Origin of the sequence: Phenylobacterium sp. Root1290 (assembly GCF_001425305.1) — a bacterium.
Taxonomy (GTDB): domain Bacteria; phylum Pseudomonadota; class Alphaproteobacteria; order Caulobacterales; family Caulobacteraceae; genus Phenylobacterium.
Genome location: NZ_LMEE01000002.1, coordinates 888,126 through 908,356, shown reverse-complemented (window position 1 = coordinate 908,356; position 20,231 = coordinate 888,126). Strand labels below are relative to the sequence as shown.

Here is a 20,231-nt window from a genome sequence, read left to right as displayed (position 1 = left end):
CAAGAGGGAACGCACCTGCCCGACCCGCGGGCAGGTGCGGAGCCTGACCTAGTGCTTTTCCGGCGCCGTGGCGTCGTGGACCGCGGCCTTGGCGTCCTTGGCGGCGCCGGTGGCGGCGGCCTTGGCGTCAGCCGCGGCGTCCTTGGCGGCGACGCTGGCGTCTGCAGCCGCGGCCTTGGTGTCGGCCGCAACGGCGCCCGCAGCGGCCTGAGCCTCGGCGGCGGCCTTGTCGGCGGCGGCCTTGGCGTCCGCAGCCGCCTGGTCGGTCGCGGCCTTGGCGTCGGCGGCGGCCTGATCGGCCGTGGCCTTGGCCTGATCCTGCGTCGCTTGCGAACAGGCCGACAGGGCCAGGCCCGAGGCGACCAGGGTGACGATCATCAGATTGCGCATGGTGTGGTTCTCCCTACCCGAGTGCATCACAGAACGGCCAAGCTTGCATGAGGTTCCTAAAATCCTCCGCCATCGTTACATGCACCTCTGATGCGCATCGCTTTTCTCGGAACGCCCGACTTCGCCGTCGCCGCCCTCGCCGCCCTGGTCGAGGCGGGGCACGAGGTCGCGTGCGTCTATTCCCAGCCGCCGGCTCCGCGAGGCCGCGGCCAGACCCTCAAGCCGTCGCCGGTCCACGCCTATGCTGAAGAGCAGGGCATTCCGGTGCGCACGCCCGCCTCCATGCGCGATCCGGCGGAGATCGAGGCCTTCGCCGCCTTGAATCTCGACGCCGGCGTGGTGGTGGCGTTCGGCCAGATCCTGCCGGCGGCGGTGCTCGATGCGCCGCGGCTCGGCTGCTTCAACCTGCACGCCTCGCTGCTCCCGCGCTGGCGCGGCGCCGCGCCCATCCAGCGGGCGATCATGGCCGGCGACCTGGTCACCGGCGTGGAGGTCATGCAGATGACCGAGGGTCTGGATGAAGGGCCGGTGCTCGCCTCCGAGACCGTGCGGATCGATGCGCTGGAGACGGCCTCGACCCTGCACGACCGGCTCGCGGTCGTCGGCGCCGCGCTCCTGGCCCGGACCATGGCCGCCGTCGAGCGCGGCGAGGCGAAGGCTACGCCCCAGGCCGCGGAGGGCGAAACCTACGCCAAGAAGATCCGCCCCAAGGAAGCCCGCATCCGCTGGGACAAGCCGGCCGCAGAGGTCGACCGCAAGATCCGCGGCCTGTCGCCGTTCCCAGGCGCCTGGTTCGAGCTGCCGACCGACAAGGGCCCCGTGCGGGTGAAGGCGCTGCTTTCGCGTCTGGAAGATGGCGCGGGCGCGCCCGGCCAGGTGCTCGACGACGCCCTGCTGGTCGCCTGCGGCGAGGGTGCGGTCAGGCTGTTGCGCATTCAGCGCGAGGGCAAGGGTCCGCAGGACGCGGAGACCTTCCTGCGCGGCGCGCCGGTCGCCGCTGGAACCCGGCTCGGCTGATGCCGCGCTACAAGCTCACCATCGAGTACGACGGCCGGCCCTATAAAGGCTTCCAGGCCCAGGACAACCTGCCCTCGGTGCAGGGCGCGATCGAGCGCGCGGTGAAGTCGTTCAGCGGCGAGACCCTGCGCCTCCAGGCCGCCGGACGCACCGACACCGGCGTCCACGCCACCGGCCAGGTGATCCACATCGACCTCGCGAAAGAATGGCGGCCCGAGGTCGTGCGCGACGCGATGAACGCCTATCTCGTCCCCGAACCGGTCGCGGTGATCGACGTGACGGTGGCGGAGGGCGACTGGCACGCGCGGTTCTCGGCGACCGAGCGGCGCTACATCTACCGAATTCTCAACCGCAAGAGCCCGCCGGCCCTCGACCGCGGCCGGGTCTGGCACGTCAAGAAGCCGCTTGACGCCGAGGCGATGAACGCGGCGGCGGCGCAACTGATCGGCCACCACGACTTCACCACCTTCCGCCACATGCAGTGCCAGGCGAAGTCGCCGATGAAGACGCTGGACGTGGCGCGGGCGTGGCGCGAGGGCGAGTACGTGCTGCTGGAGTTCGCCTCGCGGTCCTTCCTGCATCGCCAGGTTCGCTCGATGACCGGAACCCTGGCCGAGGTCGGCGTCGGCCGCTGGGCGCATGGGCAGGTGGCCGCCGCGCTGGAGGCCCGCGACCGAACCGCCTGCGGCCCTGTCGCGCCGGCGGACGGCCTCTATCTCACTGGCGTGAAGTACTAGCCGCCCCGCTATGCGCCCCTCTCCCGCTCGCGGGAGAGGGTGGGCGAGCGTAGCGAGGACGGCCTAAGCCGCGAACGCCGCGAAATAGCGCTCGATCAGCCGCTCATAGACCTTCTGCAGGTCGTGGATTTCCTGCACCGGCGCCCGTTCGTCGACCGCATGCATGGTCTTGCCGACTAGGCCCAGCTCGACGACGGGGCAGAGGTCGCGGATGAAGCGCGCGTCCGAGGTGCCGCCGGTAGTCGACAGTTCCGGCGCAGCGCCCGCGACGTCCTGCACCGCCCCGGCGACGACGTCGGTGAAGGCGCCCGGCGCGGTCAGGAAGGCCTCTCCGCTGATGACCGGCTCGACGGTGATCGTCCCGCCGAAGCCCTCGCGCGACTTGGCGGCCTCGGCCTCGATCCATGCGGCGAGCTCGGCGCCCTTGTGGGCGGGATTGAAGCGGATGTTCAGGCGCGCCTTCGCCTGGGCCGGGATCACGTTGGTCGCGGCGTTGCCGACATCGACCGTGGTGACCTCGAGGTTCGAGGGCTGGAAGCCCGTATAGCCCTCGTCCAGCACGTGGTTCTGCAGCCGCGCCAGCAGGTCGATCAGCACCGGGATCGGATTGGCTGCGCGGTGCGGATAGGCGACGTGGCCCTGGCGGCCGTCGACCGTGATCCAGGTGTTGATCGAGCCGCGGCGGCCGATCTTGATCATGTCGCCGAAGGTCTCGGCGCTGGAGGGCTCGCCCACCACGCAGTGATCGATGATCTCGCCCTCAGCCTTCAGGGCCTCGACGACCATCTTGGTGCCGTGGGTGGCGACGCCTTCTTCGTCGCCGGTGATCAGGAAGGACAACGAGCCCTTCACCTGGCCGGCGGCGATCGCCTTGGCTGCGGCCGCGGCGAAGGCGGCGACCGCGCTCTTCATGTCGACCGCGCCGCGGCCGATCAGCATGCCGTCGACGATTTCGGCGGCGAAGGCCTCGCGGCTCCAGGCGGCGCTGTCGCCCACCGGCACGACGTCGGTATGCCCGGCGAAACAGAGGTTCGGGCGCGCGGCGCCGTAGCGGGCGTAGAGGTTCTCGATATCGCCGAACTTCATGCGCCGGCAGCTGAAGCTGAGGCTTTCCAGCGTGCGCTGGACCACGTCCATGGCGCCCTCGTCGGCGGGGGTCACCGACGGGCGGCGGATGAGTTCCTGGGTGAGGGCGACGGGATCGAGCTGCGGCATGGCTCGCTGGTAGCTGCGTAGGCGCTCAGGGGCAATGGGGCTTGAGTCGATCCTCAGTCAAGGCCGGGCGCCCAGATTGGGCATGCTTAATCGGCGTTTACCATCCCGATTTGGGAAGCAAGTGGATCGACCTGACACACGCATTCAAGAACTATGCCTGCACCGCGTGTGGGGTGTTGCGTCATGTTCAATTTCTTCAAGAAGAAGAAACCCAGAACATCTTCAGAAAAGATCGAGGATATCCTTGATATTCTGGAGCGCGGCGGCGTTATTCGTGGAACGCAGTTACCCGAGCATATATTCCCGCCGGCGACATCGCATCAGGTCTCAGCCAGCGAGCATGTCTACTTCGCAGTTCGTTCGGTGGCCGCGGACGCTCGTCAGCACGTGATGCAGTACGCCTTCGTCGATGACCGTGGGAATGTCGCGCTCAGCGCCTTCGTGCGCTCATCCAGTCCGGCCAACCTGTTCGGCGGATCGGCCAGCGAGGATCTCGCCGTTGAACCCATGGACGAGGCGGCCTTCGCGGTGCTGGCGGCGCGGATCTGCCGGGGCGCGACGCTGGTCGCCTTCCACCGCGTGCTGCAGACTGGGCTTCTGCCGGCTGGCGCGGTGGACGGTGCGGCCGGCTCGGAATGCGTCTGGCGGCGGTTCCAGGCGGTGGCCCGGCGCAAGGGCGTCGCGCTCTCGCGGCGCGAGCCCCTGGCGCTGAACGACTGCCTGCTGAAGTTGGGCATGTCGCCGCTGGACTCCGAGGACGCGGCGGTCCGCGCCCTGGCGATCCGCCGTCTCTGGCGGAAGCTCGACAATATCGACTAGCGCTCGGTGCGCACGGCGTCCCAGAACAGCGGCTTGAGGTCGGTGAAGAACTGATCGACGTCGTAGGCCTCGCCCAGCGTGAACAGCCCATCGTCCTCGCGCACCAGATAGCCGCGCTCGACCAGGGCCAGCAGCTTGCGGCGGGTGGTCTCGCGCGGGATCTGGGTGATGTCGGCCAGGCTGAGCGCGTTGAGCCCCCTACGGCGGCGGAAGGTCTGGGGCGGTCGGGGGCCGCGGGGCAGGCTCTCGGAAATCTCGGCCAGCAGGAACACCAGGTAGAGCAGGTACTGGTCTAGGTCGCCGTCGAAGCGCGAGCGCACCCGGATCAGCGTCGCCGAGAGGTGGCCGCCCCAGCGGTAGAAGAACCGCATCGCGTCCTGTTCGAGATAGCCGGCGGCCGGTTCGGTCCAGGAAGAGGCCTCTGCAGGCGGGAAGTCCTGGCTCGGCGGCTCGGCGATGAGAGCTGCGAGGGAAGTCGCTGGGATCATCGGTTCGGGCCCTGCGTTAAAGTTAACGGCATCCGCTTCAATCGTCGTGGCGAATGCTAATGTCCTTGAATAACAACGGGCTCCGAACATGCCGCGTTGCTACGTTAAGGATACTATCAATGCTCGCCGCGGCTACGTTCGCGTCACGCGATAAACTAAGGACCCGGAAGTATCGCGAGAAGCGAATGCTATAGTTAATCGGTTGCTAAGCCCCGATCTGGGGGCTTTTCCTGTGGATGACGAGGGCGCAGTGCGGCGCGCCGCCGCATGCTCGCGCCGGCTAGGCCGCGCAAGCGGGCGCACGGAGGCGCTTACGGGGCCGAATGCCTCGCATCCCCGCGAATCATCGAGAATCAGTGGGAGTGGTCCGGCGGCGCGCCGCGCCGCCGGAGCCGGCGCCTAGTCGCGCAGCAGTTCGTTGATCGAGGTCTTGGAGCGGGTGCGCTCGTCCACGGTCTTGACGATGACCGCGCAGTTGATCGAGGGCAGGCCCTCGCCGAACGGGCTGGGCATCGAGCCCGGCATGATCACCGAGTAGGGCGGGACCTCGCCCATGAACACTTCGCCGGTCTTGCGGTCGACGATGCGGGTGGTCGAGGTGATGAAGGTGCCCATCGACAGCACGCTGCCTTCGCGCACGATCACGCCTTCGGCCACTTCCGAACGCGCGCCGATGAAGCAGTTGTCCTCGATGATTGTCGGGTTGGCCTGCAGCGGCTCCAGCACGCCGCCGATGCCCGCGCCGCCCGACAGGTGGACGTTCTTGCCGATCTGGGCGCACGAGCCGACCGTCGCCCAGGTGTCGACCATCGTGCCTTCGTCGACATAGGCGCCGATGTTCACGAACGACGGCGTCATGATCACGCCCTTGGCGATGTAGGCGCCGCGGCGGACGACGCAGCCGGGCACCGCGCGGAAGCCGGCGGCCTCGAACTTGGCGGCGTCCCAGCCGGTGAACTTCAGCGGGATCTTGTCCCAGTAGGGGTGCGGCGCGCCCTCGTCGATCAGTTGGTTGGCGTTCAGACGGAAGGACAGCAGGATCGCCTGCTTGGCCCACTGGTGCGTGCTCCACACGCCGTCGTCGCCGCGCGAGGCGACGCGCAGCGTGCCGTTGTCCAGGCGCGTCAGGGTCTCTTCGACCGCCTCGCGGACCTGCCCCTTGGTGCTGGTGTTGACGCCGTCGCGGGCTTCCCAGGCGGCTTCGATCACGGACTTCAGGTCGTCGGACATCAGGCGGTTTCCTTCAGACGCGCCGTACTCAGGAACGGCGTCAGCTTCTCGGTGCGGTGGTGGACAAAATCAGCGGTCGAGGCGAGCGCGCGCGAGCCGACCAGCACGGTGGTCATGCCAATGTCGGCGGCCGGGTGCAGGTTGCGCTCGGAGTCCTCGAAGAATGCGGTCGTGGCGGGCGTCAGGCCGTGAGCGTCGATCATCCGCTGGAAGCCCAGCGGATCGGGCTTGGGCGCGAACCCGAACGAATGGATGTGGAACACGTCGTCGAACAGGTCACGCAGGTTCAGGTGCGCCAGCACCCGTTCGGCATGGGTGTCGTCGGCGTTGGTGAAGATCAGGCGCCGGCCCGGCAGCCGGGCGATCGCTGCGACCAGTTCGGGATCGCGGGCCAGCAGGTCCAGCGACAGATCGTGGAACAGGGCATGGAAGTCCGCCGGATCGACGCCGTGATGCAGCATCAGCCCCTTCAGCGTCAGGCCGTGTTCGGCCAGGTAGTGCTTCTGGAGGTTATAGGCGGCGTCATGCTCCAGCCCCGTGACCTTGGCCACGAAGTCGGTCATCCGGCCCTCGACGCCCTGCATGAACCCGGACTCCTCCGGGTAGAGGGTGTTGTCCAGGTCGAACAGCCAGGTGTCGATATGCGACAGGTCCGCGGTCATGCGCGGATGAGCGTGCCCGAGCCGTGTTCCGTGAAGAGCTCGGTCAGCATCGCGTGCGGCCGCCGGCCGTCCAGGATGACCACCGCCTCGACGCCGGACTCGACCGCGGCGATCGCGGTTTCCAGCTTGGGGATCATGCCGCCGGTGGCCACGCCCGAGGTGATGGCCTCGCGCGCTTCGGCCAGCGTCATCTGGCGGATCAGATCGCCGTTCTTGTCCAGCACGCCGCGGACGTCGGTCAGCAGCAGCATGCGCTTGGCGTTCAGGGCTCCGGCCAGGGCGCCGGCCACGGTGTCGGCGTTGATGTTGTAGGTCTCGCCCTGCTTGGACACGCCGATCGGCGCGACCACCGGGATGTAGTCTTCCTCGGCGTAGATCAGCGCCTCGATCAGCTTGGGGTCGATCCGGGTCGGCTCGCCCACAAAGCCCAGGTCCACGACCTGCTCGATCTGGCTGTCGGGGTCCTTCTTGGTGCGGTGCGCCTTCTCGACCGTGATCAGCCGGGCGTCCTTGCCCGAAAGGCCCACGCCGCGAACGTCGGCCTCGGCCCCGGCCAGGGTGATCCAGTTGGCGATCTCTTTGTTGATGGCGCCCGACAGCACCATCTCGGCGACTTCCATGGTCGCTTCGTCGGTCACCCGCAGGCCATCGACGAACGTCGACTTCACGCCGGCCTTGTCGAGCATGCGCGAAATCTGCGGACCGCCGCCGTGCACCACGACCGGGTGGACGCCCAGCATCTTCAGCAGAACCGCGTCGGCTGCGAATAGCTTGGCGACGCTTTCCTCGCCCATGGCGTGGCCGCCATATTTGATCGTCACGACCTCGCGGTCGTAGATCTGGATGTAGGGCAGGGCCTCGGCGAGGGTCTTGGCGGTGGCCCAGCCCTGTTCTTCGGCGTCGTCGGTCAAGGTCGGAACCCTCCAGGAGCCTTCGAGGCTCCACCACACAATGCCAGGCGCGATACTTCGCGCGCTGTTGGGGGCTCCGATAGCGGACCTAAATGCCCCTGTCACCGCCTGGAGACGATGACGGGGTCATACGCCGGGCCAGGGCGCTCTCAGATCGACCGCGCGACGACTTCCTTCATGATCTCTGAGGTGCCGCCATAGATCCGCTGGACCCGCGCATCGCGCCACAGTCGGGCGATCGGATACTCGTTCATGTAGCCCGCGCCGCCATGCAGCTGCAGCGCCGTGTCGCACGCCTCCCACTGCAGTTCGGTGTGGAACAGCTTGGCGGCGGAAGCCTCGGCGGCGTCCAGCTTTCCGGCCACGTGGCGCGTGATCGCCCAGTCCAGGTGGGCCCAGCCGGCCTGCAGCTTGGCCTTCAGGGCGGCCAGGGTGAAGCGGGTGTTCTGGAAGTCGAAGATCGCCTGGCCGAAGGCCTTGCGGTCCTTGGTGAACTTCACGGCCTCGTCGAAGGCCCGTTGCGCGCCGGCCTGGGCGGCGACGGCGATCTGCAGCCGCTCCTGCGACAGCTGGCCCATCAGATAGGCGAAGCCGCGGCCTTCCTCGCCCAGGCAGTTGGTGATCGGCACGCGCACGTCGTTGAAGAACAGCTCGGAGGTGTCGGCCGAGTTCTGGCCGACCTTGTCGAGGTTGCGGCCGCGCTCGAAGCCTTCGCGGTCGCGTTCGACCAGGATCAGCGAGATGCCTTTCGCGCCCAGCGTCGGATCGGTCTTGGCGACGACGATCACCACGTCGGCGTTCTGGCCGTTGGTGATGTAGGTCTTGCTGCCGTTGATGACGTAGTGGTTGCCGTCCCGCCGGGCGGTGGTCTTGACGCCCTGCAGGTCCGAGCCGGTGCCGGGCTCGGTCATGGCGATGGCGGTGATGATCTCGCCGGAGACCATGCCCGGCAGCAGCCGCTTCTTCTGCTCTTCTGAGCCGTAGTTGATGATGTAGTCGACGGTGATGTCGGACTGCAGGGTCACCCCTGCCGATGAGCCGGCATAGGACAACTCCTCGCCGATGACGGCGTTGAAGCGATAGTCGAGGCCCAGGCCGCCGTATTCGGCCGGGACCTGCGGGCACAGCAGGCCCGCCTCGCCATATGCCTTCCAGAACCCGCGATCGACGATGCCCTCCTCTTCCCAGCGGTCGAGGTGCGGATAGAGCTCCTTGTCGAAGAACTTGCGCACCTGGTCGCGGAACAGGTCGAGGTCGGCGTCATAGGCCGTGCGGCTGGCGGTGGAGAGCATGGTGGCGGTTCCGAGGTTGCCTTCCCCGCCGTTCTTCCATGGACGCTGCGGCGCGCAAAGACTGACCCCGCGTCAGTGCGGCGCCGTGCGCTAGAGCGTGAGCTCGCAGGCCGACATGATCTCGGCGCGCAGTTCCGGTAGGCCCAAGCCCTTCTCCGACGAGGTGGCCAGCACGCGCGGGAAGGCGGCCGGGCGCTTGATGATCGCCGCCTCGGTGCGCAGGCGCACGGCCTCGACCTCGGCAGGCTTCAGCTTGTCGGCCTTGGTCAGGATGATCTGGTAGGAGACCGCGGCCTTATCGAAGGCGGCCATGGGCTCCTCGTCGACCGCCTTCAGGCCGTGGCGGGCGTCGATCAGCAGGTAGGCGCGCTTGAGGTTCGCCCGTCCGCGCAGGAAGTCGCGGCCGAGGTTCTGGAACTTCTTCACCGTGACCTTGGAGGCCTTGGCCCAGCCATAGCCGGGCAGGTCGACCAGCCGCAGCCGCTCGTCCAGCACGAAGAAGTTCACCTCGCGCGTGCGGCCGGGCTCGTTGGAGGCGCGGGCCAGGCCCTTGTGACCGACCAGCCCGTTGATCAGCGACGACTTGCCGACGTTGGACCGGCCGGCGAAGGCGACCTCGGGGAGGTCGCCGGGGGGCAGGCCGTCGACCGAGACCGCCCCCATGAGGAAGCTGGCCTGCCGCGCGAACAGAACCCGCGCGGCTTCCAGTTCGTCCTCGGTGAAGAGCGGGTCCTGGCTCACCCGACTTCCCTGGGCTTGCCGGTCACCTTGGCGATGATCTGGTCGATCGGGTTGTCCACCTTGAAGCGGCGCATGATCACGTACTGCTGCAGGATCGTCAGCACGTTCGACCAGGTCCAGTAGATCAGCAGGCCGACCGCGAACGGGGCCATGATGAACGTGAACATGATCGGCATGAACTGGAAGATCTTCTGCTGGATCGGGTCCGGCTGCGGCGGGTTCATGGCCGTCGAGAGGTACATGGTGAAGCCGTACAGCAGGGCCATCGGGCCCAGGTGCAGCAGGTCCGAATTCAGGATCGAACCGATCACCGGCACGTTGGCGGGATTGTAGGGGATCAGGCCGAAGAGGTTCCAGATGGTCAGCGGATCCTTGGCCGACAGATCTTGGATCCAGCCGAAGAACGGCGCGTGCCGCATTTCGATGGTGACCGTCAGCACCTTGTACAGGCCATAGAAGACCGGGATCTGGACCAGCATCGGAAGACAGCCCGTCAGCGGGTTGATCTTTTCCTTCTGGTACAGGGCCATCAGCTCCTGCTGCTGCTTGGCCGGGTCTTCCTTGTATTTCGCGCGCAGCGCTTCGACCTGCGGCTGCACCTTCTTCATCTTGGTGAGCGACTCGTAGCTCTTGTTGGCGAGCGGGAAGAAGATCAGCTTCACGGCCACGGTCAGCAGCAGGATGGCGATGCCGAAGTTGCCGACCTTCTGGAAGATGAAGTCCAGGAACATGAACATCGGCCGGGTGATGAACCAGAAGTTCCCCCAGTCGACCGCCATGTCCAGGTGCGGCACGCCCAGCTTGGTCTCGTATTCCTTCAGCAGCGGCACGGTCTTGGCGCCGGCGAACAGGCGGGTGACCTCGGTGACCTGCTTGCCGGCCGGGATGATGTGCGGGCGGCCGACATAGTTGGCCTCAAAGATGTCCGCGGCGACCGAGCGCGTGACGCGGTACTGGCTCTGGATCGGTTCCTTCTGATCGGGGATCAGGGCGGTCAGCCAGTACTTGTCGGTGATGCCGGTCCAGCCGCCGACGGACGACACCGACATGCCGCCCTCCTTCAGCCACTTGGCGTATTTCACCTGGCGCAGTTCGTCGCCCAGCCAGCCGATCGCGCCTTCATGGACGATCTGGTTGCGGCCGAGGTCGGACGGAATGCCCTGGCGCTGCACCGAGGCGTAGGGCGCCAGGGTGACCGAGCCGGCGCCGGTGTTGGCCACGGTGTCGGACACCGTGAACATGAACTTGTCGTCGACTTCGATCTTGCGCGTGAAGGTCAGCCCTTGGCCGTTCGCGGTCCGCAGCACCAGGGGCTGGCCGGGCGCGAGCACCGAGCCTTCGACCACCTGCCAGACGGTCTCGGCGTTGGGCAGGCCGGGCAGGTTCGCTCCGGTCCAGCCGAACTCGGCGAAGAAGGCGTACTTGGCGCCCTCGGGACGCAGCAGCTCGACCGGCGGCGAGTCCTTGGCCACCGCGACGCGGTAGTTCTTGAGGAACAGGTCGTCGATCCGTGCGCCGCGCAGCGACACCGAGCCCGACAGGGCCGGCGTCGAAATCGGCGCGCGCGCGCTGGCGGCGGCGGCGTCCTGGCGCGAGACCACGACGGGACCGGGCTGGGCGCCTGGCGCAGTCGGCGCGGCCGGGCCGCCTGGCGCGGCCTGCACCTCGGCGGACGCAGCCTTCTGGCGCGCCATCTCGGCGTTCCGTTTCTTCGCCGCCGGATCCAGCACGAGGAACTGGTAGGCGATCAGGATCAGAACCGCGCTGACCACGAAGATGATCGTGTTGCGGTTATTGTTCTCTTGCATTGGGGGCGCGCTCAGGCGGAGGGAGTGGGGGCGCGCTGCGATGCGCGGGACGGGCTGTCGCTTTCGGCCGCGAGGCTTATCAGCGCGGTTTTCACATCGTCAAGCAAACGCGGCCACGCGCGGGTGGGCGCGCCGTTGCGAGCGATCAAAACATAGTCAAATCCAGGCTGAGCCAGTTGCGGCAAAACCGCCTGGGCGGCCGCCCGCATTCGACGCTTGGCGCGATTGCGCACGACGGCGCCGCCGATCTTGCGGGTCGCCGTGAAGCCGACACGAATGACAGGGGAATCGTCGGCCCGATCACGGGCCTGCATCACCACCGCGCCCTTGGCGTGCGAAGACGCCCGCGCGGCGGCGAGAAAGTCCGAACGCTTCTGGATGCGCTCGATGACCTTAGGGGCGTCGGTCATGCCGACACCTCAGGAGCCCAGACGCTGATGCGTCTTAGGCGGTCAGGCGCTTGCGGCCCTTGGCGCGACGGCGAGCCACGATCTTGGCGCCGTTCTTCGTCGCCATGCGCGCGCGGAAACCGTGACGGCGTGCACGCACCAGTCGGGACGGTTGGAAAGTCCGCTTCACGAGATCAACTCCGGTATAAAATTGAGCGGCGGTTCCTAAGGGAGGCGAGGAGAGGAGTCAACCTTCTCCTGCGTTCTCAGGCCGCAAGAGTGAGGATCACCGGTCCGCGGCGGGTCGCGATCAGCGTATGTTCGTACTGAACGGTCGGCTCGTGGCCTGGCGGGGTCAGCGTCCAGCCGTCGTCGCCCTCCTCGACCCAGTCCGCCCCGAGCGACAGGAACGGCTCGATGGTGAACACCAGACCCTCGTGAATCCGGCGGCGGTCTCCCGGCTCCCACCAGGTCGGAATCTCGGCCGGTTCGTCGTGCAGGGAGCGTCCGACCCCGTGGCTGGCGAGGTTGGTGACCAGTGAGTAGCCGTTCTTGTCGGCGAAGCCCTGGATGGCCTTGCCCACCTCGTTGAGCTTGGCGCCCGGCCGCACGGCGCGGATGCCCGCCCACATGGCCCGGCGGCCGTCGCGGCACAGCCGCTCGATGTTCGGCTTGACCGGCGGCACCGCGAAGCTCGCCCCGGTGTCTCCGTAGAAGCCGTTCAGCTCGGCCGACACGTCGATATTGACCAGGGTCCCGGCCTCGATGCGGCGGTCGTCCGGAATGCCGTGGGCGCAGTCGGGGGCCACCGAGATGCAGGTCGCGCCCGGGAAGTTGTAGGTCAGCTCCGGCGCCGAGCGGGCGCCTTCCAGCTCCAGCATCTGGCGGCCCAGCTGATCCAGCTCGCGGGTGGTGATCCCCGGCTCCAGCGCCTTGCCCATGGCCTCCAGCGTGCGCGCGACCAGACGGCCGGCGGCCTTGAGGCCCTCGAGTTCGTGTTCGTGTTCGACGGTCATGACCCGACTATATAGGTCAGAGGTCCGGCCTGACGATGGTCTTGCCCACGACCTTGCGGTTGGCGAGCGAGTCGAAGGCGGCCCGCCAGTCGCTCAGCGCATACCCCTGGTCGACGCGCGGCTTCATGCTGGCGGCCAGGTCCCCAGATCGCGGCCTGGTTCTCGCGGCCCTTCTCGGGGAACTGGCGGCCGTATTCGCCCGCCCGGACGCCCATCACCGAGAAGCCCTTGATCAGGGCGAGGTTCACCGGCAGCACCGGCAGCCGGCCCGAGGCGAAGCCGACCACCAGCAGCCGGCCGTCAAAGGCGATGCAGCGGGTGCTCTCGTCGAACACGTCGCCGCCCACGGGATCGTAGATGACGTTCGCGCCGCGCCCGCCGGTGATCTCCTTGACCTTTTCGCGGAAGCCGCCGCTGACGTTCACGACGGCGTCGGGCTGATATTCACGCTGCACGATGGCCAGCTTGTCGTCCGAGGCCGAGGCGGCGATCACCCTGCAGCCCAGATGCTTGGCCAGGTCGACGGCCGCCAGGCCGACCCCGCCGGCCGCGCCGTGCACCAGCACCCACTCGCCCGGCTCCACCGCCGCGCGGCGCACCAGCGAGACATAGGCCGTCAGATAGGCCGTGGCGTAGCCTGCCGCCTGGCTGAACGACAGGCCTTCGGGCTTGCGCCGCAGGCCCGCGGCCGGGGTCACGGCGTATTCGGAAAAGCCGCCGATCCGCGCCCCGCCGACCACCGCCTCGCCGATCTGGAACTGGTCGACGCCCTCGCCCAGGGCGCTGACCTCCCCGGCGATCTCCATGCCCGGGATGAACGGCAGGGGCGGCTTGTGCTGATACTCGCCGCGGGTCTGCAGCAGGTCGGGGAAGTTGACCGCCGCGGCGCGCACCCTGACCTGCACCTCGCCGGGGCCGGGGGCGGGCGTCTCGATCTCCTTCAGGACGCAGCCGCCGTAGTCGGGGGCGAGGTCTTCAACCAGCAACGCGCGCAATACGTCCCTCCAGGCCTTCGCGGACCAGGCCCGCAATTTCTCGGCACGCCACGTCGGCGCACGGGACCACGCCGGTGAAGGCGGTGAACCCGTGCGCCATGGCGTCATAGCAACGATAGATCACCGGCACGCCCGCGGCGCGCAGGCGCTTGGCGTAGGCCTCGCCCTGGTCGACCAGCGGATCGAAGCCCGCGGTGACGACGACGGCGGGCGCCAGGCCGGCGAGGTCCGGCTCCCGGATCGGCGACAGCCTCGGATCGGCGGGGTCGGCCTCTGGGCCCATGTAGTGGCCCATGAACCAGTCCATCATCGCCCGCGACAAAGGGAACGCCTCGGCATAGGTGGTCATCGAGGCGGTCTGGCTGGCGACGTCCACGCACGGATAGATGAGCAGCTGCAGGTCTGGCTGCGGCTCGCCCGCGCGGCGCAGCTCCTGGCAGATCACGGCGGCGAAATTGCCGCCCATCGAGTCGCCCCCGATGATCGCGCGGCCCTCCGGCGCGCCGAACCGCGCGGCGTTGTCGCGGACATGCCGATAGGCCGCCAGAACGTCGTCGAGCCCGGCGGGGAAGCGGTGTTCGGGCGCCAGGCGGTAGTCGACCGAGATCACCGGGGCGCGGCTCACCTTGGCCAGGATCCCGCAGAACGCATGGCTGGTCTCGAGGTCGCCGATCACTCCGCCGCCGAAATGCGCGAAGACGATGGCCGGCGCGGCCGGGTCCTGGCCCTCGGGTCTGTAGAGCCTGGTGGGGAGGTTCCGGTCGCCGGCGGGAATGGCCAGCGGCTCGGCGCTCACGCCCGGCTCGGGGCCCCCGCCATAGACCTTTGCGCCCTCGGAGGTCGCGCGCCGGGCCTCCTCCGGCGACTGCGTGGTCATCGGGGGCAGGCGCGCGGCCTGGGCGGCCATGAACTGAAAGCGCGGGTCCAGGGTCCGGCCGCCGCGATAGACGGCGGCGCCGCCGGACATCAGGCGCAGGATCGGCGAGGGCAGCGAGAGGAGGGTGCGGGCAAGGGTGCGCTGGATGCTCGCCACCCTGCTCAGTCCTCCGCCTGTCGCAGGCCGTTCAATCCGCCCTGGATCATCGCCACCGCAAACTGCGTGGCGCCCTTGGTGTCGATCGGACGGCGGGCCAGCATTTTCTCGCCGACGTCGCGGGCGATGGCGATGCAGGCGGCGGCCAGATAGTCGGGGTCGGTGATCGGCGCGCCCCCGTTCGCCATCTCCTCGACGATGGCCTCGCGGACCTCGTTGAACACGGCCGCCATTTCGGGCGTCTCGCCATGGACGTGCGGCTGGGTCTCGCCGGGCGGGCGCTGGCTGAGCCAGCTCTTGTGCGCATCGGCCAGGAACAGGAAGTAGGCCTCGATGGCGGCGTTGAGGAACTCCTCCCAGCCGGCCGACTGTGCGCGCTGAGCCTTCAGCAGCGGCGCGAACTGGCGCGCGCCCTCGCTGGCCAGGGCGAGGTAAACCTCATCCTTGGACTTGAAGTAGTTGTAGAAGGTGCCGGCAGCCAGGCCGGTGCCGCGGATGATGTCTCGCACGGTCGCCGTCTCATAGCCCAGCTCGCCGAACACCTTGCGGGCGGCGTCGAGGATGGCCTGCCGGTTGGCGACCTTGGTCAATTCGCGCTTGCCGGTGGGAAGATAGGCGACTTCGGACATCTCAGGCCTGACTCGGAAAGGTGACGCCCGTCATATTACGACCAGGGCGGCCCGGAAGCCAAGCTCAGGAACGCTCCGAACCCGTCGTAGCGCTCCGGCGGCGCGCTGCGGCGTCGCAGCCGCTGCGGCATTGCATCCAGTTCGGGGCGCAATCCTCGGCCGCCTCGGTCGAGAGGCAGACATAGTAGCCGCTTGCGCAGTTCAGCCGGCAACGCTCGGCGTCGGCCGCGCTCGGCGGCGCCAGCGGGGCCAGGAGGGCAGGCAGCGGCGCGGCCGCCTCTTTCGCCGGCCCGGGCGTCACCGGCCCGCGCAGGGCGCTCTGCTGGGCGCTTGCGGGCCATGCGGACAAGGCCAGGATCAGCAGGAGCAGGGCGGCGCGCATGCCCCAGCCTTGAGGCGACGCGCCTTAAGGTCCGGTTAACCATAAAAGCGCCCCTCAGACCGTCCGCGCAGCGCGGTCCTTGGCGTTGGTGGCCTGGATCGCCTCCTTGGCCGCCGCCCACTCGCTCTCCCCCCATCCGGTCAGGCGCGAGAAGTTGCCGCCGGAGGCCTGCCAGGCCGCGCCGTCGATGGCGATGGTCTGGCCGTTCACATAGGCCGACAGCGGATGCAGCAGGTAGACGGCCAGATTGGCCAGCTCACGCATGTCGCCGACCCGGCCCATCGGATGGCCGCTCATGTCGGAATAGGCGCCGCCGGCGCCTTCCTCCTGGCTTGGATTGAGGCGGGCGCTCATGCCCTCCGTAGGGAAGGGGCCCGGCGCGATGTTGTTGAACCGGATGCCGTGCTGGCCCCACTCGACCGCCAGCGATTGGCTCATGGTGGCGAGCCCCGCCTTGGACATCGCCGAGGGCACGGTGAACGGGCCGCCGTTCCAGATCCAGGTGGTCAGGATCGAAATCACCGAGGCGCGCCGCCCTTCGGCGATCCAGCGCTTGCCGCAATCCAGGGTCACGAAGAACGAGCCGCGGAAAACGATGTTGGCGATGGCGTCGAAGCCGCGCGGCGACAGGTCCTGGGTGCGGCTGATGAAATTGCCGGCCGCATTATTGACCAGGCCGGTCAGCGCGCCGTCCGCCCAGATGGTGTCGAGCATCTCCGAGATCGCCTCGGGCACGCGGATGTCGCAGGCCAGGCCGACGCACTTGCCGCCGTGGGCGTCCATCAACTCCTTGGCGGTCGCCTCGACCACCCCGCCCCGCCGGCCGCAGATATAGACCTCCGCCCCCAGCATCAGCAGCGCCTCGGCCATCACCTTGCCCAGGCCCGTGCCGCCTCCGGTGATCAGGATGCGCTCGCCGGTCATCAGGCCGGGCTTGAACATCAGGTCGTCGGCCGAGAATTGAGCCATCGCGTGTCCTCCTGTCGGTGCAGGAAGTCGGCGTCGGCTGACGCCGCGTCGGTCAAGGCGCGCCGTTCAGAGCTGGCGCAACGAAAAAGGGGCCGCCTTGCGGCGACCCCCTTCGTTCCTGGACGTCTTGTATTTTTAGAACTCTTCCCAGCTGTCCTGCTCGACGTGGGCGCTCGGCGCCAGGGCGGTGGCGCCCCGGGTGGCCAGGCGCTGCGCCGGCTGGTGCTGACGCGGCGGCGCGGAGCCGACGGTGCGGGTGGCGGTCTGCACGCCGCCGCCGGTGACCCGGAAGCGCGCGACCAGACGGGCCAGTTCGTGGGCTTCGTCGGCCAGCACGCGGCTGGCGGCGGTCGACTCCTCGACCATGGCGGCGTTCTGCTGGGTGACCTGGTCCATCTGGTTGACCGCGGTGTTCACCTGGCCGAGGCCGAGGGCTTCTTCCTTGGCCGAGGCGGCGATCTCGCCGACGACGTTGGAGATTTCGGCCACCTGCCGGACGATGCGTTCCAGCGCCTTGCCCGTCTCGCCGACTAGGCTCACGCCGGAGGCGACTTGCTGGCTGGACGCCGAGATCAGGGTCTTGATCTCCTTGGCCGCTTCGGCCGAGCGCTGGGCCAGGGCCCGCACTTCGGAGGCGACGACCGCGAATCCGCGGCCGGCTTCCCCGGCGCGGGCGGCTTCGACGCCGGCGTTCAGGGCCAACAGGTTGGTCTGGAAGGCGATCTCGTCGATCACGCCGATGATCTGGCTGATCTGCTTGGCCGAGCTTTCGATCTGGCCCATCGCCTCGATGGCGCGGCCCACGACCAGGCCGCCTTCTTCGGCGTCGGACTTGGCGGCGGCGACGGCTTCACGGCCGTGGCTTGCGCCTTCCGAGGTCTTGTTGACGGTGGCGGTGATCTCGTCCAGCGCCGCGGCGGTTTCTTCCAGGGTCGCGGCCTGATGCTCGGTGCGGCGCGACAGGTCGTCGGCCGAGGTGCTGATCTCGCCAGCGCCGGACTGGATCGAGGCGGTGGCGCCGGCGATGGCGGCCATGGCTTCTTCCAGCTTGGCGGAGGCGGCGTTGAAGTCGTCGCGCAGCTTGCGGTAGTCGCCGGGGAATTCGGTGTCCAGGCGATAGGTCAGGTCGCCGGCCGCCAGGCTGTCGAGCCCGCGGGCCAGAGAGTTCACGACCATCGCCTGCTCTTCGGCGATCGCGGCGGCGGCGTCGGCGTTCTGGCGACGGGTCACTTCGGCCGCAGCCTCGGTCTGGTCGTGCTCGACGCGCAGCTTCTCAAGATGCAGCTGGTTGTCGCGGAAGATGGTCAGCGACGAGACGATGGCCCCGAGTTCGTCCTTGCGGCCGAGCTTGTCCAGGTCGATCGCATTGTCGCCGCGGGCCAGGGCCTCGGTGGCGCCGGCGATCTGCTTGACGTCGCGGCGCAGCATCATGGTCAGCGCCCAGGCCAGGGCGCCGGCGATCAGCAGGGTCGCGATCGCGGCCACCATCTGAACCATCTGGGCGGTCTGCGCGCGCTGCTCGCTGGCCTTGGCGTTGGCGTCGGTCAGGGTGTTGTTGGCGGCGACGATCTTGTTCAGCATGCTCGCCATGTTCGTATATTCCTGCTCGAACGGAGCAGCGAACCCGGCGGCGGTCCCGAAGTCGACGCTGATCATGGCGGCGATCACGTCCAGCGCGTCGCGGGTGCCCTTGAGCGCCTTGACCAGGTCCTGGAAGGCTTTCTTCTGCGAGGCGGGCGCCGTCGCTTCGAGGGCCTGCACTTCCTTGGTGATCGCATCCACCTCGGCCAGCATCTTCTGGCTTTCGCCCTCGATCTTGTCAGTTTCGATCGAAGCGGCCTGGTGGGTCAGCAGGAAGTAGAGCTGGCCGTGCACGGCGGTGATCCGTTCGGACACCTTCTGCAGGCGCAGACTGTTGGGAAGGTCAGTATGCACGACCTGCTTCAGGTCGTTGGCCTGGCCTCGCTGGATGACGACGGCGCCGCCGGCCGTCAGGGCCAGCATCACCAGTGCGAAAGCAGGAGCGAAGCCGATCTTCGCGATGAGCGGCAGGTCGACGAGCCGAAAACGCTTCACCTAAGTTTCCCCCGACTAGGTAGTATCCTTACCTTCACAATGACGGGAGGTTGCTAACCAATCGTCACTGGAAATCCGCATTTCCCTGACTTCACGTGCGCAATATATATAAAGACACGAGAATTGTGATTTCGGCATTTACTGCGCGTTAACCACATCTAATTCTCGGCCATCAGATTCTTTTAACCTGAATGCCCCATACCAGGGATGCGTCCGTTATCTAGAAAGGAGTGGGGCCATGAAGAATCTCATCAAAATCGGCGGCGGTGTCGCCCTCTGCCTGGCGTTTGCCGGCGCGTCGGCTGCGGCTGATTTCCAAGAAAGCATGTCGAAGTGCCTGACCAAGCACGCCAACACCCGCGATGCGGCTGTGGTGATGCTCGAGTGCAACGCCGCGGCTGGTAAGCTGTCGGGCTGCAAGGTCCTGGAAGACAGCAAGGCCGGCAAGGGCTTCGATAAGGCCGCCCTCTGCGTCGCCGACGCTCTGCCGATGGGTGCGAAGACCGGGACCGTGAAGGTTCCGATGCGCTTCCCCGGCGGCGCGTAAGCCGCAAACAAGAATTCGCATTCTTGCAGATCGCGCCCCCGGCCATGGCCGGGGGCGTTTTGCATTTGGGGCTACGTGTTCACCCGCTTCAGCAGTTCCTGCGCGGCCGCGGGGGCGCGGACCTTCCCCTCGTGAATAAAGAACACGAAGGTCTCGTGCGGGCCTTCGGCGGGGCCGGTCCGGTCGATGGGTTTCAAGTCTCCGGGGACGCGGCCCTTCGAATACTCGCCGAAACGCTGCGCCCAGGCGTCGATGTCCTCGGGCGGGTAGCCGGTCTCGATGTCGTCCGAGCCCATCAGCAGGCGCGAATAGACGAAGTCCGCAGTGATGTCGGAGATCAGCGGATAGTTCTCGTGTTCCGAGATGCAGATCGCCACGTTCCGGTCGCGGCACATCTTCACGAAGGCGCGATCCACGAAGCTGGCGTGCCGGACTTCCACGCAATGGCGCAGCTTCAGGCCGCCTTGCGTCTTCGGCAGCAGGTCGAGAAACCCTGCGAAGTCGTCGGCGTCGAACTTCTTGGTGGGCATGAACTGCCAGAGGATCGGGCCGAGCCGGTCGCCCAGTTCGACGATCCCCTGGTTCAGGAACTTGCCGATCGAGTCGGCTGACTCGGCCAGCACCCGGCGGTTGGTGCAGAACCGCGAGGCCTTCACCGCAAAGACGAAGCCGTCCGGCGTGGCGGCCGCCCACTTGGCGAAGGTCTCGGGCTTCTGGCTTGAGTAGTAGGTCGAGTTGATCTCCAGCGTGGTGAGATGGCGACTGGCGTAGGACAGCTCGTCCGCCTGCTTCAGTCCCTGCGGATAGAACACGCCGCGCCAGGGCTCGAAGGTCCAGCCCCCGATGCCGGCCCGGATCTGACCTGCCTGCGCCATCTCGTTCCTC

22 protein-coding genes and 1 pseudogene are annotated in these 20,231 nt (G+C 67.8%); 4 read left to right on the top strand and 19 right to left on the bottom strand.

The window, feature by feature from the left end:
* Window positions 1-48: 48 nt before the first annotated feature.
* Entirely contained in the window at window positions 49-390 is a 342-nt protein-coding gene (locus tag ASC79_RS13945) for a hypothetical protein (protein WP_082532110.1), read from the bottom strand.
* A 90-nt stretch (window positions 391-480) separates the two neighbouring features.
* On the opposite strand from ASC79_RS13945, the gene fmt reads away from it, so the two are divergent.
* Together fmt and truA are read left to right on the top strand one after the other, a co-directional pair.
* Window positions 481-1,407, top strand: coding sequence for a methionyl-tRNA formyltransferase (gene fmt / locus ASC79_RS13940; protein WP_056017408.1), 927 nt, complete (start codon window positions 481-483; stop codon window positions 1,405-1,407).
* Window positions 1,407-2,144, top strand: coding sequence for a tRNA pseudouridine(38-40) synthase TruA (truA, locus tag ASC79_RS13935; RefSeq protein WP_056017405.1), 738 nt, complete (start codon window positions 1,407-1,409; stop codon window positions 2,142-2,144). The genes fmt and truA overlap by 1 nt, the downstream gene beginning before the upstream one ends.
* Before the next feature lie 63 nt (window positions 2,145-2,207).
* On the opposite strand, the gene dapE is transcribed toward truA, so the two are convergent.
* Window positions 2,208-3,359, bottom strand: a complete 1,152-nt coding sequence (dapE, locus tag ASC79_RS13930; protein ID WP_056017402.1) for a succinyl-diaminopimelate desuccinylase — start codon at window positions 3,357-3,359, stop codon at window positions 2,208-2,210.
* A 363-nt stretch (window positions 3,360-3,722) separates the two neighbouring features.
* On the opposite strand from dapE, the gene ASC79_RS13925 reads away from it, so the two are divergent.
* Window positions 3,723-4,178 (top strand): hypothetical protein, encoded by a 456-nt coding sequence (locus ASC79_RS13925; protein ID WP_056017399.1) that lies wholly within the window; start codon window positions 3,723-3,725, stop codon window positions 4,176-4,178.
* Here the strand turns inward: ASC79_RS13925 and ASC79_RS13920 are convergent.
* From ASC79_RS13920 to ASC79_RS13845, 16 genes and pseudogenes are all read right to left on the bottom strand, one after another.
* Entirely contained in the window at window positions 4,175-4,666 is a 492-nt protein-coding gene (locus ASC79_RS13920; protein ID WP_056017396.1) for a hypothetical protein, read from the bottom strand. The genes ASC79_RS13925 and ASC79_RS13920 overlap by 4 nt on opposite strands.
* Before the next feature lie 399 nt (window positions 4,667-5,065).
* Window positions 5,066-5,896: a 2,3,4,5-tetrahydropyridine-2,6-dicarboxylate N-succinyltransferase gene (gene dapD / locus ASC79_RS13915; protein ID WP_056017393.1), complete on the bottom strand. Its 831-nt coding sequence runs from the start codon at window positions 5,894-5,896 to the stop codon at window positions 5,066-5,068.
* Window positions 5,896-6,558, bottom strand: coding sequence for a pyrimidine 5'-nucleotidase (locus ASC79_RS13910; protein ID WP_056017390.1), 663 nt, complete (start codon window positions 6,556-6,558; stop codon window positions 5,896-5,898). Before ASC79_RS13910 ends, dapD begins: the two co-directional genes overlap by 1 nt.
* Window positions 6,555-7,469 (bottom strand): acetylglutamate kinase, encoded by a 915-nt coding sequence (gene argB, locus ASC79_RS13905; protein ID WP_056017383.1) that lies wholly within the window; start codon window positions 7,467-7,469, stop codon window positions 6,555-6,557. Before argB ends, ASC79_RS13910 begins: the two co-directional genes overlap by 4 nt.
* A gap of 149 nt (window positions 7,470-7,618) precedes the next feature.
* The gene (locus tag ASC79_RS13900; RefSeq protein ID WP_056017380.1) at window positions 7,619-8,761 is read right to left on the bottom strand and encodes an acyl-CoA dehydrogenase family protein; all 1,143 of its coding nucleotides are present in this window, start codon (window positions 8,759-8,761) and stop codon (window positions 7,619-7,621) included.
* A 90-nt stretch (window positions 8,762-8,851) separates the two neighbouring features.
* Window positions 8,852-9,502 (bottom strand): ribosome biogenesis GTP-binding protein YihA/YsxC, encoded by a 651-nt coding sequence (gene yihA, locus ASC79_RS13895; RefSeq protein WP_056017373.1) that lies wholly within the window; start codon window positions 9,500-9,502, stop codon window positions 8,852-8,854.
* Complete coding sequence (yidC, locus tag ASC79_RS13890) at window positions 9,499-11,310, bottom strand: membrane protein insertase YidC (RefSeq protein ID WP_056017370.1); 1,812 nt, start codon at window positions 11,308-11,310, stop codon at window positions 9,499-9,501. The genes yihA and yidC overlap by 4 nt, the downstream gene beginning before the upstream one ends.
* Before the next feature lie 11 nt (window positions 11,311-11,321).
* Window positions 11,322-11,720 (bottom strand): ribonuclease P protein component, encoded by a 399-nt coding sequence (gene rnpA, locus ASC79_RS13885; RefSeq protein WP_056017367.1) that lies wholly within the window; start codon window positions 11,718-11,720, stop codon window positions 11,322-11,324.
* Between the two features lie 34 nt (window positions 11,721-11,754).
* Window positions 11,755-11,889 carry a 50S ribosomal protein L34 gene (gene rpmH / locus ASC79_RS13880; protein WP_056017364.1) on the bottom strand — a complete coding sequence of 45 codons (135 nt, stop codon included), beginning with the start codon at window positions 11,887-11,889 and terminating at the stop codon, window positions 11,755-11,757.
* A gap of 76 nt (window positions 11,890-11,965) precedes the next feature.
* On the bottom strand, window positions 11,966-12,715 hold the full coding sequence (map, locus tag ASC79_RS13875; protein ID WP_056017363.1) for a type I methionyl aminopeptidase: 750 nt from the start codon (window positions 12,713-12,715) through the stop codon (window positions 11,966-11,968).
* A gap of 16 nt (window positions 12,716-12,731) precedes the next feature.
* A pseudogene (locus ASC79_RS13870) lies at window positions 12,732-13,710 on the bottom strand (NADPH:quinone oxidoreductase family protein).
* Complete coding sequence (locus tag ASC79_RS13865) at window positions 13,691-14,743, bottom strand: alpha/beta hydrolase (RefSeq protein ID WP_056017360.1); 1,053 nt, start codon at window positions 14,741-14,743, stop codon at window positions 13,691-13,693. The pseudogene ASC79_RS13870 and the gene ASC79_RS13865 overlap by 20 nt, the downstream one beginning before the upstream one ends.
* Window positions 14,744-14,748: 5 nt before the next feature.
* Complete coding sequence (locus tag ASC79_RS13860) at window positions 14,749-15,372, bottom strand: TetR/AcrR family transcriptional regulator (RefSeq protein WP_056017357.1); 624 nt, start codon at window positions 15,370-15,372, stop codon at window positions 14,749-14,751.
* 64 nt (window positions 15,373-15,436) lie between these two features.
* Window positions 15,437-15,754, bottom strand: a complete 318-nt coding sequence (locus tag ASC79_RS13855) for a hypothetical protein (RefSeq protein ID WP_056017354.1) — start codon at window positions 15,752-15,754, stop codon at window positions 15,437-15,439.
* A 54-nt stretch (window positions 15,755-15,808) separates the two neighbouring features.
* Entirely contained in the window at window positions 15,809-16,723 is a 915-nt protein-coding gene (locus ASC79_RS13850; protein ID WP_056017351.1) for an SDR family oxidoreductase, read from the bottom strand.
* 135 nt (window positions 16,724-16,858) lie between these two features.
* Window positions 16,859-18,799, bottom strand: a complete 1,941-nt coding sequence (locus tag ASC79_RS13845) for a methyl-accepting chemotaxis protein (protein WP_056017348.1) — start codon at window positions 18,797-18,799, stop codon at window positions 16,859-16,861.
* 238 nt (window positions 18,800-19,037) lie between these two features.
* Between ASC79_RS13845 and ASC79_RS13840 the strand changes: the two genes are divergently transcribed.
* The gene (locus ASC79_RS13840; RefSeq protein WP_056017344.1) at window positions 19,038-19,346 is read left to right on the top strand and encodes a hypothetical protein; all 309 of its coding nucleotides are present in this window, start codon (window positions 19,038-19,040) and stop codon (window positions 19,344-19,346) included.
* Window positions 19,347-19,417: 71 nt separating this feature from the next.
* Here ASC79_RS13840 and ASC79_RS13835 read toward each other — a convergent pair whose 3' ends face one another.
* A complete protein-coding gene (locus tag ASC79_RS13835) occupies window positions 19,418-20,221 on the bottom strand; it encodes a DUF72 domain-containing protein (protein WP_056017341.1) in 804 nt (267 codons plus the stop codon).
* Between the last annotated feature and the right edge of the window lie 10 nt (window positions 20,222-20,231).

Bases quoted from the DNA above. Each gene is read 5' to 3' on its own strand.
- map (WP_056017363.1), bottom strand. From the start codon at position 12,715: ATGACCGTCGAACACGAACACGAACTCGAGGGCCTCAAGGCCGCCGGC.
- fmt (WP_056017408.1), top strand. From the start codon at position 481: ATGCGCATCGCTTTTCTCGGAACGCCCGACTTCGCCGTCGCCGCCCTC.
- truA (WP_056017405.1), top strand. From the start codon at position 1,407: ATGCCGCGCTACAAGCTCACCATCGAGTACGACGGCCGGCCCTATAAA.
- ASC79_RS13900 (WP_056017380.1), bottom strand. From the start codon at position 8,761: ATGCTCTCCACCGCCAGCCGCACGGCCTATGACGCCGACCTCGACCTG.
- ASC79_RS13850 (WP_056017351.1), bottom strand. From the start codon at position 16,723: ATGGCTCAATTCTCGGCCGACGACCTGATGTTCAAGCCCGGCCTGATG.
- yidC (WP_056017370.1), bottom strand. From the start codon at position 11,310: ATGCAAGAGAACAATAACCGCAACACGATCATCTTCGTGGTCAGCGCG.
- dapD (WP_056017393.1), bottom strand. From the start codon at position 5,896: ATGTCCGACGACCTGAAGTCCGTGATCGAAGCCGCCTGGGAAGCCCGC.
- ASC79_RS13835 (WP_056017341.1), bottom strand. From the start codon at position 20,221: ATGGCGCAGGCAGGTCAGATCCGGGCCGGCATCGGGGGCTGGACCTTC.
- ASC79_RS13945 (WP_082532110.1), bottom strand. From the start codon at position 390: ATGCGCAATCTGATGATCGTCACCCTGGTCGCCTCGGGCCTGGCCCTG.
- ASC79_RS13910 (WP_056017390.1), bottom strand. From the start codon at position 6,558: ATGACCGCGGACCTGTCGCATATCGACACCTGGCTGTTCGACCTGGAC.
- dapE (WP_056017402.1), bottom strand. From the start codon at position 3,359: ATGCCGCAGCTCGATCCCGTCGCCCTCACCCAGGAACTCATCCGCCGC.
- ASC79_RS13855 (WP_056017354.1), bottom strand. From the start codon at position 15,754: ATGCGCGCCGCCCTGCTCCTGCTGATCCTGGCCTTGTCCGCATGGCCC.
- ASC79_RS13920 (WP_056017396.1), bottom strand. From the start codon at position 4,666: ATGATCCCAGCGACTTCCCTCGCAGCTCTCATCGCCGAGCCGCCGAGC.
- ASC79_RS13840 (WP_056017344.1), top strand. From the start codon at position 19,038: ATGAAGAATCTCATCAAAATCGGCGGCGGTGTCGCCCTCTGCCTGGCG.
- rnpA (WP_056017367.1), bottom strand. From the start codon at position 11,720: ATGACCGACGCCCCTAAGGTCATCGAGCGCATCCAGAAGCGTTCGGAC.
- ASC79_RS13860 (WP_056017357.1), bottom strand. From the start codon at position 15,372: ATGTCCGAAGTCGCCTATCTTCCCACCGGCAAGCGCGAATTGACCAAG.